This is a genomic window from Pseudoxanthomonas mexicana, from assembly GCF_001556105.1.
Classification (GTDB): domain Bacteria; phylum Pseudomonadota; class Gammaproteobacteria; order Xanthomonadales; family Xanthomonadaceae; genus Pseudoxanthomonas_A; species Pseudoxanthomonas_A mexicana_A.
Window position 1 is genome coordinate 1 of the sequence record NZ_LSIF01000028.1, and the last position, 16,125, is coordinate 16,125.

Here is a 16,125-nt window from a genome sequence, read left to right on the forward strand (position 1 = left end):
GCCGTGGCCGCGGCCGGTCAGGGCCAGCGAGCCGAACACCTCGGCGCGGATGCGCACCACGTCCTGCAGGCGACCGGCATCGACCAGCCAACGCGCCACGAAGCGCGCCGCCGCCCGCATCGGGCCCACGGTATGCGATGAGCTCGGACCGATGCCGATCTTGAACAGGTCGAACGTGCTGACGGCCATTCAACGGATCCGCGTACCGCGCAATACCGATGCCGGCAGTCTATGCACCGGCACGCGCCTTTGCTTCGCCAAAACGGTCGGGCCCGGACGGCCACATCCTCGACAGCAGGGCATCCCGGCGGACGACGTGGTGGTGGATCGCCGCCAGCAGATGCACGACCACCAGCACGACCAGCGTCCAGAACAGCACGACATGCGCGGTGTCGACCGGCTTGCGCAGGTCGCCGTTCTTCGCCGCCAGCGCGGGCAGGTCGATCAGGCCGAACCAGGGCAGGGGTTGGCCGGCGACGGAGTTGAGCAGCCATCCCGACAACGGCACCGCGCACAGCAGCGTATAGAGCAGCAGGTGGCTGATGCGCGCCGCGCGCAGCTGCCAGGCGGGTCCGGCCAGTGGGTCGGGTGCGCGTGTCGCCACCCGTACGGCGATGCGCACGACGGCCAGCATCAGCACGGTGATGCCGAGCGACTTGTGCAGCGCGTACAGCGTCTTGCGCAGGTCGGTGCCGCGTTCCAGGTCGACCATGAACAGTCCGATCGACGCCACTGCCACGACCAGCAGCACGCCCAGCCAGTGCAGCAGTTGCACCGACCGCGGCCACGTCGCGCGTGCAGCGTTCGACCGCGACGGCGAGTCCGCGACCGGCATCAGTGGAACAGTTCGGCGATGGTGGCGGAGCCGAGGAATGCACCGGTGGCCGCGGTCAGCGACACCACCACGATGCGCCAGCCGAGGCGGCGGAACATCGGCAGCTTGCGCGCGACCGCGAAGCCGGCGAGTGCGAGCACCGTCGTGGTGATGCTCATGAACTGCACCTGGTTGATCAGTTCGGCCGCACGTCCGGCCAGCGGCCATCCGCCCGGGATCGTCACCAGCGTCGCGCCGATCGCGAGGAACAGCATCAACGGCAGCTTGCGCACGACCTGCTTGAGCAGCAGGCCGGCCAGCACGATGCCGACCATGATCGTCACGCCCGGCAGCGTCTGCAGCGGTGCCACGCCATGCCCGATCCAGTTGCTGAGCGTGATGCCCGCGGCCATCAGCGCCAGTGCGAGCAGGCTGTCGCGCAGGGCGGGACGGTCGTCTTCGCCTTCCATCGCAGCGGCAACATCGAGGTCGCTGGTGGACGGCGCGCGGCGTGCGATCGCGGTGCGGCCGAGCACCGGTTCGAGACGCGTGTACAGCCAGCTGCACGCGGGCAGCGTGATGAACGCGGCGAAATAGAAGCCGACCACACCGGCGATCAGGTTGGCGGCACCGGCGATCGCGGTGAGTTCGCGCACCAGCTCGGGCGACTGCCCGTGCGTGATCGGGCCGAGCGCGGCCGCCATCATGCTGCCGGAGCCGATGCCCGCGCCCATCGCCAGCGAACGGATGTCGAAGATGCCGGTGGCGGCGACCACGCTCGCCAGCAACGACAGGTACACCGCACCCAGCACGGTGCCGGTGATGTATTCGGCGAGCACGCCGCGACCCTCGGCCGACTGCAGGCCGTAGCGCTGCCCGATGATGACCATCGCGGTTTCGCGGCCGATCGAGAACGTCGCGCCGACCGCTTCGCGCTTGATGCCGAGCAGGAGCGCCAGCGGCAATGCCAGCACCATGGTGCCGAAGGCATGGCCGATTTCCTGGAAGGCCAGCGCCCAGCCGACCTTGCGCAGTGCGTCGATGTTGTAGCCGGCCATCAGGCCGAGCTTGACGATGAACAGCAGCAGCGCGGTGCCCAGCAGCGTGTCGGCGTAGCGCTGCAGCGGAAGTCCGAGTTGAAGGGACGCAGGGAAGCGCGGATGCCAGACGGCGAGCAGCGTGGTCGCGAACAGCGTCATCAGCATCGGCAGGATCACGATGCTGGCCGGACCGAGCGGGATCGTGATCGCGCCGATCCATTCCGCCAGCGCCGTCGTCGCCAGCACGACGAGCAGCAGCAGCCACAGCCTGGACGGGAACGTCGCCGATGGGGGGGCGTGTGCTGGCGGGGTGGCGTCGGACATGTCTGGCTCGCGGGTGAGGTGGCGCGGAACGTCGTCGTGGAGGAAGCGGATCGTCAGCCGGTGCCGGCCGGCGGTGCCTTCGGTTCGCCCGCGGTGTACCACTGCGCCGGCGGGATCTCGTGGATCAGCACGCGCACGGCGGTCGCCGGCACGCCGAGGTGAGTGGTCGCGGCTTCCGTCACCGCGCGGGCGAACGCCTGCTGCTGTTCTTGCGTGCGGCCGGCCAGGATGTGGGCGTGCAGGATGGGCATGGAATCACTCCTCGACGTGGAAGCCGCAGCGGCCGAGCGACTCGACCTCCAGCGACACATGGGTGCCGGCCAGCAGCGCGCTGGCGGCGGTGGCGCCACCGGCCAGCACGATATCGCCGGGTTGCAGGGTTTCGCCCGCTTCCGCGACGACGCGTGCCGCGGCCACCAGCGAGCGCAGCGGATGGCCGAGGATCGCCGCGGTGGAGCCGAACGCCTGCGGACGACCATCGAACGCCATCACCAGGCCGAGGTTGTCGAGCTCGGTCGCCGCCGCGCGCCACGGGCCGACCACGAAACCGGACGACGAACTGTTGTCCGCCACCACGTCGGTCAGCGAGAAGCGGAAATCCCGATAGCGCGAATCGATGATCTCCAGTGCGGGCGCAACGGCTTCCACGGCGGCCAGCGCCTGCGGTGCGGTCACCCGGCCGGCCAGCGGACGGCCGATCAGGAACGCGACTTCCGGTTCGACGCGCGGATGCACGTAGTCGCGCAGGCGGATGCTGCCGCCGTCCTCGACCAGCATGCCCGAGGTCAATCGCCCCCAGATCATGTCGGACACGCCCATCTGCACCATCTTCGCGCGGCTGGTGAAGCCCATCTTGATGCCGATCTGGCGTTCACCGCGCTGCAGGCGGCGGCGGATGCTCAGCCGCTGGATGGCATAGGCCTGTTCCAGCGTCAGTGCTTCTTCCAGCTGCGGCGTGGCGGTGGCGTCGTGCGCGGCGCCGTCCAGTCGTTCGGCGAGCGAGGCGAGGTCGTACTGCATCATGCGGCTTCCACCCGGGTGTTCTTGCGCGCCAGCAGGTCCAGCGCGACGTCGACGATCATGTCTTCCTGTCCACCGACCATGCGGCGTTCGCCCAGCTCGATCAGGATCGAGCGCACGTCCAGGCCGTAGTCGGCGGCGGCCTTCTCGGCATGGCGCAGGAAGCTGGAGTACACGCCGGCGTAGCCCAGGCTGAGCGTTTCGCGGTCGACGCGGACGGGACGGTCCTGCAGCGGGCGCACGAGGTCTTCGGCAGCGTCCATCAGCGTGAACAGGTCGCAGCCATGCGTCCAGCCCATGCGTTCGGCGGTGGCGATGAAGACTTCCAGCGGCGCGTTGCCGGCACCGGCGCCCATGCCGGCGAGCGAAGCGTCCACGCGGGTCGCGCCGTTCTCGACGGCGACGACCGAGTTGGCCACGCCGAGCGACAGGTTGTGGTGCGCATGGATGCCGATCTGCGTGTCCGGCCTCAGCGCATCGCGCAACGCGCGCACACGGTCGCGGGTGGCGTCCATCGTCAGTGCGCCGCCGGAGTCGGTGACGTACACGCAGTACGCGCCGTAGCTTTCCATCTTCTTCGCCTGCTCGGCGAGCGCGTCCGGCGGCGTCATGTGGCTCATCATCAGGAAGCCGGCGACGTCGATGTCGAGCCGGCGCGCCTCCTCGATGTGCTGGCGGGCGACGTCGGCCTCGGTGCAATGCGTGGCCACGCGCACCGAGCGCACGCCGACCGCGACGGCATCGCGCAGCTCGTGCACGGTGCCGATGCCCGGCAGCAGCAGCGTGGTCACCTTGGCCTGCTTGACGCTCTCGGCGACGGCTTCGATCCACTCCAGGTCGGTGTGGCGGGCGAACCCGTAGTTGAAGCTGGAACCGGCCAGGCCGTCGCCGTGCGCGACCTCGATGGCGGCGACGCCGGCGGCGTCGAGTGCCTGCGCGATCGCGCGCACGTGCTCGAGGCCGTACTGGTGGCGGATGGCATGCATGCCGTCACGCAGGGTGACGTCCTGGATGTACAGCGTGTCGTTCGTGGCGGTCATCACGCGACCTCCTTCCGGTGCGCCAGTTCGGCGATGCGTTCGGCTGCGGCCAGCGCCGCCGACGTCATGATGTCGAGGTTGCCGGCGTACGCGGGCAGGTAGTGGCCGGCGCCTTCCACTTCCAGGAACACCGATACCTTCAGGCCCGCGTCCGCCAACGGCTGGCGCAGGATCGCGGCGCAGGTCGACGCGTCGAGCTTCTCGAACTGCACGTCCTGCTTCAGCCGGTAGCCGGGCACGTAACCGGCGACGGCGGCGACCATGGCCTGGATCGAGGCGCGGATCGCGGCTTCGTCGCCGCCTTCGGTCAGGCAGTACACGGTGTCGCGCATCATCAGCGGCGGCTCGGCCGGGTTGAGCACGATGATGGCCTTGCCCTTGTCGGCGCGGCCGACCGTCTCGATCGCGCGCGAGGTGGTTTCGGTGAATTCGTCGATGTTGGCGCGCGTGCCGGGACCGGCCGACTTGCTGGCGATGCTGGCCACGATTTCGGCATAGCGCACCGGTGCGACGCGCGACACGGCGGCGACGATCGGGATCGTCGCCTGGCCACCGCAGGTGACCATGTTGAGGTTGTCGGCGTCGATGTGCTCGTCGAGGTTGACCGCCGGCACCGCGTACGGACCGATCGCGGCCGGCGTGAGGTCGACGGCGCGCTTGCCATCGGCCTTCAGCAGTTCGGCATGGCGCAGGTGCGCGCCCGCGGAGGTGGCATCGAACACCAGCGCGATGTCGCGGTATTCCGGCATCGCGCGCAATCCGTCCAGCCCTTCGTGCGTGGTGGCCACGCCCAGCCGGCGCGCGCGCGCCAGGCCGTCGGACGCCGGATCCACGCCGACCATCGCGGCGATTTCCACGTTGCGCCCCTGCCGCAGCAGCTTGATCATCAGGTCCGTGCCGATGTTGCCCGAACCGATGATGGCGACCTTCATCTTGCCCATCGCGTCACTCCCTGGAGAACGTCGCCGCGACCCGGCCCAGGCCGGAGATGCGGGCTTCGAAGACATCGCCGGCGGCGACCGGCACCATCGGGCCCAGCGCGCCGGACAGCACCACGTCGCCGGCGCGCAGCGGGCGGCCCGTGCGCGCGGCGGTGCGCGCCAGCCACAGCACGGCGTTGAGCGGATTGCCCAGGCAGGCGGCGCCGCAACCGACCGACACGGGTTCGCCGGCTTTCTCCAGGCTCATGCCGCACAGCCGCAGGTCGAACGCATCGACCTTCTTCGGCGTACCGCCCAGCACGTACAGGCCGGACGAGGCGTTGTCGGCGATGGTGTCGAAGATGCTGATCTTCCAGTCGCGCACGCGGCTGTCGACGATCTCGATGGCCGGCAGCACGTAGCCGACGGCATTGAGCACATGACCGAGCGTGGGCTGTTCGATGTCGAGGTCGCGCTCGAACACGAAGGCGATCTCGGCTTCCACCTTGGGCTGGATCAGGCGCGACAGCGGCACTTCCTGGCCGTCGCCGTAGCCCATGTCGTCGAACAGCATGCCGTAGTCGGGCTGGTCGACGCCGAGCTGCTTCTGCACGGCGACCGAGGTCAGGCCGACCTTGCGGCCGATCACGCGACGGCCGGCCTGTTCGGCGGCGCGGGTCAGCAGCGCCTGCACCGCATACGCGGCGTCGATGCCTTCCGCTTCGATCAAGGGCTTGACCGGGTCGCAGGGCGTACGCGCATCGAGCGCGTGGCCGAGCAGGTCCGCCGCCTGGCGGACGGCGTCAGAGCTTGATGCAGACATTGCGCAACTCCGTGTAGAACTCGAGGCCGTGCACGCCGCCTTCGCGGCCGATGCCCGATTGCTTGGCGCCACCGAAGGCGGTGCGCAGGTCGCGCAGGAACCAGCTGTTGACCCAGGCGATGCCGACCTCGATCGACGCCGCCACGCGGTGCGCGCGCGACACGTCGCGCGTCCAGATCGACGTCGCCAGGCCGTACGGGGTGTCGTTGGCGGCGGCAACGGCGTCTTCTTCGCGGTCGAACGGGGTGATGTGGCAGCACGGGCCGAAGATTTCTTCGGTCAGCACAGTCGAGTCGGCCGGCAGGCCGGTCCAGATGGTCGGCTCGACCCACCAGCCGCCGGACAGCGCGGACGGCAGCTGTGGAATGCCGCCGCCGGTGACGACGGTGGCGCCTTCGTTGCGCGCGCGCGCGTAGTAGGACAGCACCTTGTCGCGATGCTGCTGGCTGATCAGCGGACCGAAGCTGGTGTCCTCGTCCCACGGATCGCCGGGATTCAGCGCCTCGGCCGCGGCCTTCAGCTTGAGGACGAAGGCATCGAAGATCGGCCGCTCGACATAGATTCGTTCGGTGCCGAGGCACACCTGTCCGGAGTTGAGAAACGCCGAACGCGCTACGCCGGCAACCGCGGCGTCGAGATCGCAATCGGCGAACACCAGCGCCGCGTTCTTGCCGCCCAGTTCGAACGACACGGGGCGCACGCCGACGGCGGCCGCCTTCATGATCGCGGTGCCGGTGCGCGTTTCGCCGGTGAAGGTGATGCCGTTCACGCCGGGATGCTCGGTAAGGTACTGGCCGGCGCTGTCGGGGCCGAAGCCGTGCACCACGTTGAACACGCCGGGCGGCACGCCGGCCTCGTTCATCACTTCGGCCAGCAGGGTGGTGGTGCTCGGCGTTTCTTCCGACGGCTTCACCACGACGGTGTTGCCGGACGCCAGCGCGGGCGCGACCTTCCAGGTCATCAGCAGCAGCGGCAGGTTCCACGGGCAGATCACCGCGATCACGCCGCGCGGCGTGCGCAGGCCGTAGTTGATCGCCGTGCCGCCATCGGGCGTGGGCGAACGGAAGGCTTCGGTGGCCGACTGCGCGACCTGGTCGGCGAACACGTCGAAGTTGGCGGCGCCGCGCGGGATGTCGAGGTGGCTGGCCAGGTCGACCGGCTTGCCGGTGTCGCGGATCTCGGCGGCGAGGAATTCGTCGAAGCGCGCACGGATGCCGTCGGCGACCTTGCGCAGCACGGCGGCGCGCTGGCCGTCGGTGAACCTGCCCCATGGGCCCTTCAGGGCGGCGCGGGCCGCCTGCACGGCCCGGTCGACGGTGTCGGCATCGGCTTCATGCACATGGCTGACGACCTGGCCGGTGGCCGGGTCGATGTTCGCGAACGGGGGGCGGGACGAGGTCACCGGCTGGCCACCGATGTAATGCGTCACGACGGGAAGCGTGGCGGGATGAGGCTGTGCGGCAGGGTTGGTCATGGGTGGTCCGTGATGGATTCCATTCGGATTTACGAAATTCCCGGGGGATGCCATGGCATGACATGGCGGGTCCGGGGATGGTGCCGGGGTAAAAAGTCGAAATTCACCAATCTGTGGAGCCGGATCATGCACGAATTTCGGAGGGTTGTCGCGTAAATATCGAAATTATGTTTGACAAGCCTGAGTGGCTCTGGTCTGATCGCCCTGTCCCGTCCTTATTACTAGTGGAGTCCCTGCCTGCATGGTCGCCGTGCTCGATCCCCTGATGGCCCTCGCGCCCCGCATGACCGAATGGCGCCACCGCATCCATGCCTGGCCCGAACTGGGCTTCGAGGAGGAGCGCACGTCCGCGCTGGTGGCGGAGGTCCTGACCGGCCTGGGCCTCGAAGTGCATACCGGCCTGGGCGGCACCGGTGTGGTCGCGGTCATCGACAGCGGCAAGCCGGGCATGTCCATCGGCCTGCGTGCCGACATGGACGCGCTGCCGATGGACGAACAGAGCGACCTGCCGTTCCGGTCGCAGCGTCCGGGTGTGGCCCACACCTGCGGTCACGACGGTCATACCTCGGCCCTGCTGGGCACGGCGCAGTATCTGGTGGCGCATCCGCCGGCCACCGGCCGCGTGGTGCTGATCTTCCAGCCGGCCGAAGAGGGTGGCCGCGGCGCGATCAAGATGGTCGAGGACGGCCTGTTCACGCGCTGGCCCTGCGACGAGGTCTACGCCTTCCACAACATGCCGGCACTGAAGACCGGCGAAGCCAGTGTGCGCAGCGGCGCGACGCTGCAGTCGCTGGCGGTGTTCGAGATCGAGATCGAAGGCGTCGGCGGCCACGCTGCCGCCCCGCATCGCGCCAACGATCCGTTGCAGGTCGCCGCGCGCCTGGCGGTCGAGATCAGCGCCATCGTCGGCCGCCACATCGACCCGATGGAAGCGGCGCTGATCAATGTCGGCAAGCTGCAGGCCGGCACCACGCACAACATCATTCCGTCCACCGCGTCCCTGAGCGGCACGATGCGCTCGCTGTCCAAGGACGTGCACGAGGAACTGCTCAAGCGCCTGCGTGCGCTGTGCGAAGGTCACGCGCAAATGACTGGTTGCAAGATCGATCTGCAGATCCCGCATTCCTGCCCGCCGTGCGTCAACGCGCCCGAGCAGGCCGCACTGGCCGCCGAGGCCATCGGCGACGTGCTGGGCCGCGGGAACGTCAAGACCGACATGCGCGCCTATCCGTTCTCCGACGATTTCTCGTACATGCTCGAACAGTGGCCGGGTGCCTACCTGTTCCTGGGCATGGACAGCGCCATGTGCCACCACCCGACGTTCCGCTTCGACGACCAGCTGTTGCCGGTCGCCGCCAGCGTGTTCGCCCGCATCGTGCAGCGCCGCTTGGGTTGATCGCGCCGCCGCGGGCATGATGAGGATTCCACCGGTCAACCCTTCCAGCAGGTAGCGCCATGCCGATCGCCATCGAACAACTGCGTTACGTCGTCCTGGGGACGCGCGATCTGGAAGCGGCCCGCCGTTTCGCCAGCATCGAGCTGGGCCTGCAGGCCGTGCACGAGAGCGCGGACGAGATCACGCTGCGTTCGGATGAGCGGCAGTACAGCGTGGTCCTGGCGAAGGACGATGCACGTCGCCAGGCGATCGGACTGGAAGTACGCGATGACGCGGCGCTGCTTGCCGCCACCGCCGCCCTGGAGGCGCGCGGTATCGCCCTGGTGCGCGATCCGGCACTGGCCTCGCGCCGCAACGTGCGCGCGCTCGCGGCGTTCACCACACCGGGTGGCGTGCGCGTGGAACTGGTCGTGCGCCCGCAGAACCAGGCGTGGCGCTTCTTCCCCGCACGCGATGCCGGCATCACCGGGCTTGCTGCCGTGTCGCTGCGCAGTACGGATGTCGCGGCAGACGAGGCGTTGTTGTCGGAGGTGTTCGGCCTGCGCGTCGCCGACTGGGTGGGCGATGCGGTCTACCTTGGTTTCGACAGTGATCACCATCGTTTGGCCCTGCATCCCGCATCGCGCGCCGGCGTGCTCGCCGTGGAGTTCGGCGTGGAAGGCATCAACCAGGTGATGCAGCAGTTCTATCGACTGCGCTCCGGGCCGGAGTCGATCGTGCATGGGCCGGGCCGTCGTCCCGTATCGGAGCAGGTGTTCCTGACCTTCCAGGGACCGGACGAGCTGCTGTTCGCGTTCGTCGCCGATGGAACGAAGGTCGATCCGGCTGCGCCACCGCGTCCACGCCAGTTCGCCGACGGTGCTGCGTCGCATTGTGGCTGGGGCAGCGAATGCCGCGTGCCGGAACTGGACGGCCGCGCTGCCGCACCCGCGCGTCCCGCGCTGCGTGGAGTGCCGCGGCCGTGATCCACCTGCGCGATGTCAGCTACGTCAGGCTGGGCACGCGCGATCTGGAAGGCGCGACGCGCTACGCCACCACGATCCTTGGCCTGGAGGTCAGCGAACGCAGTCGCGCCGCGGTGCATTTCAAGTCCGACGCGCGTGAGCACACGCTGTGCTATTTCGACGGCGACCCGACCGACCAGGTGGTGGCGTTCGAAGTCGACAGCCGCGCCGAGCTGGACGCGGCGGGGGCCGAACTCGAGCGGCTCGGTCATCCCGTGCATCGCGGGACGGCCGACGAAGCCGCGCAGCGCAAGGTGCGCGACTTCGTCGCATTCCGCGATCCCACCGGCAATCGCATCGAGCTGGTATGGCGTCCGCAGATGGGCGCGCGCCGTTACCACGGCGAACGCGATGCCGGCATCACCGGCTTCAGCCATGTCGGCCTGTGCACCACCGATGCGGCACGCGACGAAGCGTTCTGGACCACCGTCTGCAACGCGCGCGTCAGCGACCGCATCGGCGATGCGCCCTTGCTGCGCATCGACGAGATCCATCACAAGATCGCGCTGTTCCCGACCCATCGGGCCGGCATCCAGCACATCAACCACCAGGTCGAGAGCTCGGACGACGTGCAGCGCTCGTTCCACTTCATCCGCGAGCAGGGCATCCCGGTGGTGTTCGGGCCGGGGCGACATCCGACTTCGTCCGCACGCTTCCTCTATTTCGAAGGCCCGGACGGCATGGTGTACGAGTATTCCTCCGGCGTGCGCTCCATCGCCGATGAACTGATGTACCGCGAACGGCAGTTCGAATTCGCGCCGCCTGGCTTCTGCGAGTGGGGCGCCAAGCCCGAGATCAAGGAATTCAAGTCGTGACTGAAGCGTTCGACGCCTTGTCGCGGACCGTGCGCACCGCGGCCCGCGCGCTCGGCCGGCACGGCCTGGTGCATGCCTACGGACATTGCAGTGCGCGCATCGACGCGGACACGTTCCTGGTCGCGCCATCACGCCCGCTGGGACTGGTGACGCCCGACGACGCGTGCAGCGTCGTTTCGCTGACGGGTCCGCTGCCCGAAGGCGTGCTGCCGGAAGTGCGCATCCACCGCGAGATCTATCGGTTGCGTCCCGATGTCGGTGGCGTGGCGCGCGTGCAGCCGCCGAAGACGATGAGCCTCAGCGTGCTCGGGCTGACGCCGGTCGCGCGGCATGGCTTCAGCAGCTACTTCCATCCGCAGCCGCCGCTGTGGGACGACCCGCTGCTGCTGCGTTCGGACGAACAGGCCGCGCAGTTGGCGACGCAGCTCGGCGACGCACGCGCCATCGTCATGCGCGGCAACGGCGCGGTGACGGCCGGCGAATCGCTGCAGGCCGCCGTCGTGCTGGCGTGGTATCTCGAAGATGCATCGCGCGTCGAACTGGATTGCCTGTCAACGTCGATCGCGCCCACCCGTTTCACCGAGGCGCAATCGCAGACGCGCGCCACCTGGAACGGGCGCCTGCTCGAACGCATGTGGGACTACCTCACCGCCGGTGATCCCGAATCAGCCGACTGACGCTTCTTTCCGTCCTTCCTCCCTCCAACGGAATCGCCTTCGCATGAAGAACCTGCTGCTCAATGCGTCGTTGCTCGTGGCCCTCGGCCTGGCCGGCAATGCCTCCGCTTTCGACACCTGCGCCTCGGCGGATGACGCCAAGGTCATCCAGCACTACTACGCGCAGACGCGTCCGGGTGCGCCGCCGCCGCCGGTCAGCCGCCTGTTCCGCATGAAGGAAGCGACGGTGGTCAGTGCGCTGGACCAGAAGCAGGCGTACGGCATCCGTTCCAATCGCGTGTTCTTCGACCAGGTGTGGAAGTCCGTGGACGCCTGGGGCGCCGACACCAAGATCGGCATCGTCTTCACCTCCGGTGGCATGCATGCGTGGAATTTCCCCAGCACCGTGCCGCAGACGCAGGCGAGCAGCAGCCTGATCTGGTACGACATGTATGCGGACGAAGGCGCCGGCGTGCATGGGCACATCACGCCGCAGGACGTCGACCAGATCTGGGCGATGAAGCTGCCGACGAAGGAAGCCGACAAGTTCACCCGCATCCTCGCCTTCTACGGCAAGGAGGGCGACCTGATCGTCGGCCTGTACGTGTCCGAAGGCGTCAAGGCGTTCGATCCGAAGGCCGTGGCCGGTTTCGAGAAGACGTGGGAACTGCTGAAGAGCCAGCCGCGGATCTGTTCGGCCGGTTGATCCGGCGCGTGGTCAGGCTGCTTCGAGGGCAGCCACTGCCTTGCGCACTTCGTCGTAGGTGCGCATCAGGTGATCCTGCGTGAGCCGGCAGGCACGCAAGGCGTTGCGGTCGATGGCGGCTTCGTAGATCGCCTGGTGCTCGTCGTGCACGAAACGCTTGCCGCGCGATGCGCTCAGCGACACGCGGCGGTAGCGTTCCGCCTGGTGGTACAGCAGTTCCTGCAGCTTGATCAGCCACGGCGAATCGCAGGCGGAGATCAGCGTGGTGTGGAAGTCGTGGTTGCGTTCTTCCCAGGTGTCGAGCGTCTGCTGCGGAAGTTGCGGTGCCAGTTCGGTGACGTCCCTCTCGATCTCGCTCAGTGCGTCGAAGGCGGCCGTCAGGCGCTGCCGCCATGCGTCGTCGCCGCGTTCGATCGACAGGCGCAGCGCTTCGGTTTCGATGAGGTTGCGGACGCGCGAAATGTCGTCCAGTTCTTCCAGCGACAGCGGCGCGACCCAGAAGCCGCGCTGGTCCTCGGTCTTCACGAGTTGGTCGCCGACCAGTCGCGCCAGCGCCTCGCGCAGCGGCGACATGCCGATCTCGTAGTGCTGGACCAGCGCCTCCAGCTTGAGCTTGCTGCCGGCGGTCAGCTGACCATGGACGATGTCACGACGCAGCCGCTGGTAGGCACGGCGGGCGAGGGTGCGGGCAGAAGACGGAGCCACGGAAGCAGTCATGCGGGAAGTGTGCGCGGGGAATTTCGAAAATCAAGCGCGCCTGGCTGCGGCAGTGCAGCACTTGAAGCGGGAATTTCGATAACAGGCGGCGCGCGGGGTCGCCATGGAATTAAATAACCCTTTGTTCGGTAAGGAATGGCGTGTAGTTTCATGGGAAACCACCCGCCGATAGCGCGGCGATATGAAAAAAATATCGTAATTATCCTTGACAGGGGGCATGTCGCTTTGCTGTCATCCGAACGTCGTTCTAACGAAATTTCTTCTGGTTCTGAGCGCGGGTACGACGCCTGGCGCGAAAGGAATGGGCACGCATCGCGGCGCCCGGGGATACAGGACCAGCACCACCCAACTGTCTGTCAGCCAATCAAGCCTCGGGGGAATGATGAGCATTCGAGCAGGTCGTACACGTGGAATCGCCGGGGGCGTATCGATGCTGGCCATGTGCATCGCGGGCGCGTTGCACGCACAGGAGGCGACGCCTTCCTCGACCAAGGATCTCGACACGGTCGTCGTGACCGGCACCAACATCCGTGGTGCCGATCCGGCGGGCAATGCGGTGCAGGTCATCAGTGCGGAACAGATCCGCGACAGCGGCAAGGCGACGATCGGCGATTTCCTGCGCGACCTGCCGGCGAACTTCGCCGGTGGCGTCGGTATGTCCGACAACGTGCAGGGCGGACAGGATTCCAGCGTCGCCGGTTCCAACATGACGGGCGGCCAGGGCGTGAACCTGCGCGGCCTCGGTGCGCTGTCGACGCTGGTGCTGGTCAATGGCCGGCGCGTGGCGGCGGCAGGCCAGTACGGCGATTTCGTCGACATTTCCTCCATCCCGACCAATGCGGTCTCGCACATGGAGGTGCTGCTGGATGGCGCCTCGGCCGTGTACGGTTCCGACGCGGTCGGCGGCGTGGTCAACATCATTCTCAAGCGCAGCGACGATGGTGCGCAGAGCAGCGTGCGCCTGGGCAGCACCAGCCAGGGCGGTGGCGAACAGGTGCAGGTGGGCCAGACCTGGGGCACGCAATGGGACAGCGGTGGCCTGATCGTCGGCTACGAATACAACCGCCAGAAGAATGTACTGGCGAATGATCGCGACATCTACAACGGTGGCGACTTCAGCGATCGCGGTGGCATCAACTGGCGCCGCATGACGGCGCGCGCCGGTGCGGAGGCCAACCTGTTCAATGGCACGGCCGCCGGCAACGGCGTGGTCGCGCGGCGCGTCCCCGGCGGGGCAGGCACCGGCCTGACGGCGGGCAACCTGATCGCGGTGACCGATGGCGTCGGCAACACCTACAACGCCTGGGACATGGTCGACATCCTGCCGGAGATGGAGCGCAACACGGCGTTCTTCGGCTTCGAGCACGGCGTGGGCGAATCGCTGGAACTCAACGGCGACCTGCGTTACTCGCAACGCCGCGGCACCTACAACCAGGGTTACCAGGCGTTGTACGGCACGGTCGGCCCGACCAACCCCTACTTCATTCCCGGCGTGGCGAACAACTACGGGGTGCTGATCGACGACCGCCCGCTGCAGCGTGAGGTCGCATCCGACGTGCTCGCGGCATCGTTCAGTGCGCTGTTCGACCTCGGCGGCAGCTGGCGCGGTGAAGCCGCGCTGTCGTACAGCCGCGAAGAGCAGCGTCGCAATTCCGACGTGCAGCGCAATGCCAACATCTACGACTACCTGCCCGGCGCGGGTGGTACGCAGGTGCAGGCGCCGACCGCGATCCAGTGCAGCCAGGGCCTGGCGGCGAATGCGAGCGTCGCGGCGCGCAACTACTGCACGGGCCTCAACTACACCGCGTTCAATCCGTGGACCACGGATGCGTTGCCGGATGCGGTGCTGTCGCAGCTGATCGGCTACGAAGACCTGAAATTCACCTCGTGGCTCGCGCAGGCCAGCTTCAAGGTGGATGGCGACCTGTTCAAGATGCCGGGCGGTACCGCCAAGCTGGCGGCCGGCGCGGACTGGCGCCGCGAGAACATCGGCGGCGGACTGGCTTTCAACTGGCGTTCGACCTCCGACCAGCGGGAGGCCTTCGGCACGACCGAGCGCGACGTCGGTGCGTTGTTCACCGAACTGGCGTTCCCGCTGATCGGCAAGGACAACCAGATGGCCTTCGCGAAGAAGCTGGATGTGTCCATTGCCGGTCGTTACGAGCGCGGACGCGGACTGGGCGACTTCTCGACCTTCAATCCCAAGGTCGGCATCGACTTCAAGCCGACCGACGGACTGACCCTGCGCGGCAGCTGGGGCACCTCGTTCCATGCGCCGCCGATGCGCTACGCCTACAACGGCGTGCAGCCGATCAGTGGCGGCAACGGTGCCTTCATGCGCGCCGATCTGTACACCGCGCCATGCACCACCACGCTGGTTCCCCTCAATGGCGTGACCGGCACGCCGGGCGGCGCAGGCAACTGTACGTTCACCGCCATCGTGATCTCCGGCGGCGCAGGCCCGACGCTGAAGCCGGAGGAGTCCAAGACCTGGACGCTGGGTTTCGACTGGAAGCCGGAATGGCTGCCCGGACTGCGCATGGGCGCCAGCTACTTCAACCTGAAAATCGACGAACGCATCGTGCGCATCCAGTCGGGCCAGTTGGGCGGCATCCTGGCGCAGCTGTTCTCCACCGGCAGCACGCCGTACATCAACAGCCTGGAGGTCAACCCCGGCGCGGCGCGGGTGCAGGACATCATCAGCAACGACCCGCGCTACCTCGGGCAGTTGGGTGCCGGTCCGGTGCAGACGGCGGCCGATGTGGCGATGATCGTCAATGCGACGCAGCTCAACCTCGCCTCGCTGAGGATGGACGGCGTGGACTTCGACTTCAGCTATCGCTTCGAGCCCGATCGTGCCGGCTCGCTGGAGCTGTTCGCACGTGGTACCTGGCTGAATTCGTATGAAGTGGAAGCGACGCCGGGTTCCGGCTTCGTGGACCAGCTGGGCAGGTACAGCGCCGTCGGCAATCCGGTCCCGCTGCGTTCGATGCAGGGTGTCCGCTGGAACTACGGCAACCTCCATGCCGCACTGACGATGAACTACGTCGACGACTACCAGTGCGCGTCGGGTTGCTTCCGCCCGAACGCCCTCGGCGCGCCAGTGGCGATCACCAGTCCGGTGAAGATCGACTCGTGGAAGACGTTCGACTTCAACGTCAGTTACGACCTGTCGAACTTCGGCGGCTTCTTCAGCGATGCGCGGGTGAATTTCACCGCGCTGAACTTCACCGACGCCGCGCCGCCGTTCATCGATGGCGGCACCGCGGCGAACGACGTGCTGGCCGATCCCTACGATCCGACCAATGCCAACGTCATGGGTCGCACGCTGGTACTGGCCTTCGACAAGCGCTGGTAATCTGCTGGGCATGCGCGG

At 67.7% G+C, this 16,125-nt stretch carries 16 protein-coding genes; 6 read left to right on the top strand and 10 right to left on the bottom strand.

The window, feature by feature from the left end; genetic code table 11:
* The 9 genes from AX730_RS04770 to AX730_RS04810 form a co-directional block, all read right to left on the bottom strand.
* On the bottom strand, nucleotides 1–189 hold a 189-nt coding region (locus AX730_RS04770), incomplete at its 3' end, for a serine dehydratase beta chain (protein ID WP_332307601.1).
* Nucleotides 190–229: 40 nt separating this feature from the next.
* Nucleotides 230–835, bottom strand: coding sequence for a cytochrome b (locus tag AX730_RS04775; protein ID WP_062352744.1), 606 nt, complete (start codon nucleotides 833–835; stop codon nucleotides 230–232).
* A complete protein-coding gene (locus AX730_RS04780) occupies nucleotides 835–2,178 on the bottom strand; it encodes a DUF3100 domain-containing protein (RefSeq protein WP_157074103.1) in 1,344 nt (447 codons plus the stop codon). The genes AX730_RS04775 and AX730_RS04780 overlap by 1 nt, the downstream gene beginning before the upstream one ends.
* A gap of 53 nt (nucleotides 2,179–2,231) precedes the next feature.
* Nucleotides 2,232–2,429: a tautomerase family protein gene (locus AX730_RS04785; RefSeq protein ID WP_062352748.1), complete on the bottom strand. Its 198-nt coding sequence runs from the start codon at nucleotides 2,427–2,429 to the stop codon at nucleotides 2,232–2,234.
* Nucleotides 2,430–2,433: 4 nt separating this feature from the next.
* Nucleotides 2,434–3,201 (bottom strand): 2-keto-4-pentenoate hydratase, encoded by a 768-nt coding sequence (locus tag AX730_RS04790; protein WP_198147023.1) that lies wholly within the window; start codon nucleotides 3,199–3,201, stop codon nucleotides 2,434–2,436.
* Nucleotides 3,198–4,238: a 4-hydroxy-2-oxovalerate aldolase gene (gene dmpG / locus AX730_RS04795; protein WP_062352751.1), complete on the bottom strand. Its 1,041-nt coding sequence runs from the start codon at nucleotides 4,236–4,238 to the stop codon at nucleotides 3,198–3,200. The genes AX730_RS04790 and dmpG overlap by 4 nt, the downstream gene beginning before the upstream one ends.
* Entirely contained in the window at nucleotides 4,238–5,179 is a 942-nt protein-coding gene (locus AX730_RS04800; RefSeq protein ID WP_062352754.1) for an acetaldehyde dehydrogenase (acetylating), read from the bottom strand. The genes dmpG and AX730_RS04800 overlap by 1 nt, the downstream gene beginning before the upstream one ends.
* A 4-nt stretch (nucleotides 5,180–5,183) precedes the next feature.
* Entirely contained in the window at nucleotides 5,184–5,981 is a 798-nt protein-coding gene (locus AX730_RS04805) for a 2-keto-4-pentenoate hydratase (protein ID WP_062352757.1), read from the bottom strand.
* Nucleotides 5,962–7,455 carry a 2-hydroxymuconic semialdehyde dehydrogenase gene (locus AX730_RS04810; RefSeq protein ID WP_062352760.1) on the bottom strand — a complete coding sequence of 498 codons (1,494 nt, stop codon included), beginning with the start codon at nucleotides 7,453–7,455 and terminating at the stop codon, nucleotides 5,962–5,964. The genes AX730_RS04805 and AX730_RS04810 overlap by 20 nt, the downstream gene beginning before the upstream one ends.
* 265 nt (nucleotides 7,456–7,720) lie before the next feature.
* On the opposite strand from AX730_RS04810, the gene AX730_RS04815 reads away from it, so the two are divergent.
* Genes AX730_RS04815 through AX730_RS04835 form a run of 5 tightly spaced genes read left to right on the top strand, consistent with a single transcriptional unit; the run spans nucleotide 7,721 to nucleotide 12,032 of the window.
* Nucleotides 7,721–8,851: an amidohydrolase gene (locus AX730_RS04815; RefSeq protein ID WP_198147025.1), complete on the top strand. Its 1,131-nt coding sequence runs from the start codon at nucleotides 7,721–7,723 to the stop codon at nucleotides 8,849–8,851.
* A gap of 59 nt (nucleotides 8,852–8,910) precedes the next feature.
* Nucleotides 8,911–9,816 carry a VOC family protein gene (locus tag AX730_RS04820; RefSeq protein WP_062352765.1) on the top strand — a complete coding sequence of 302 codons (906 nt, stop codon included), beginning with the start codon at nucleotides 8,911–8,913 and terminating at the stop codon, nucleotides 9,814–9,816.
* A complete protein-coding gene (locus AX730_RS04825) occupies nucleotides 9,813–10,670 on the top strand; it encodes a VOC family protein (protein WP_062353025.1) in 858 nt (285 codons plus the stop codon). The genes AX730_RS04820 and AX730_RS04825 overlap by 4 nt, the downstream gene beginning before the upstream one ends.
* Nucleotides 10,667–11,347, top strand: a complete 681-nt coding sequence (locus AX730_RS04830) for a class II aldolase/adducin family protein (RefSeq protein WP_062352768.1) — start codon at nucleotides 10,667–10,669, stop codon at nucleotides 11,345–11,347. Before AX730_RS04825 ends, AX730_RS04830 begins: the two co-directional genes overlap by 4 nt.
* Nucleotides 11,348–11,390: 43 nt before the next feature.
* A complete protein-coding gene (locus tag AX730_RS04835) occupies nucleotides 11,391–12,032 on the top strand; it encodes a ChuX/HutX family heme-like substrate-binding protein (RefSeq protein ID WP_062352771.1) in 642 nt (213 codons plus the stop codon).
* A gap of 12 nt (nucleotides 12,033–12,044) precedes the next feature.
* Here AX730_RS04835 and AX730_RS04840 read toward each other — a convergent pair whose 3' ends face one another.
* Nucleotides 12,045–12,749 (bottom strand): GntR family transcriptional regulator, encoded by a 705-nt coding sequence (locus AX730_RS04840; protein ID WP_062352774.1) that lies wholly within the window; start codon nucleotides 12,747–12,749, stop codon nucleotides 12,045–12,047.
* Nucleotides 12,750–13,179: 430 nt separating this feature from the next.
* Here AX730_RS04840 and AX730_RS04845 point away from each other — a divergent pair, with 430 nt between their 5' ends.
* Complete coding sequence (locus AX730_RS04845; RefSeq protein ID WP_062352777.1) at nucleotides 13,180–16,107, top strand: TonB-dependent receptor plug domain-containing protein; 2,928 nt, start codon at nucleotides 13,180–13,182, stop codon at nucleotides 16,105–16,107.
* The last annotated feature ends 18 nt before the right edge of the window (nucleotides 16,108–16,125 follow it).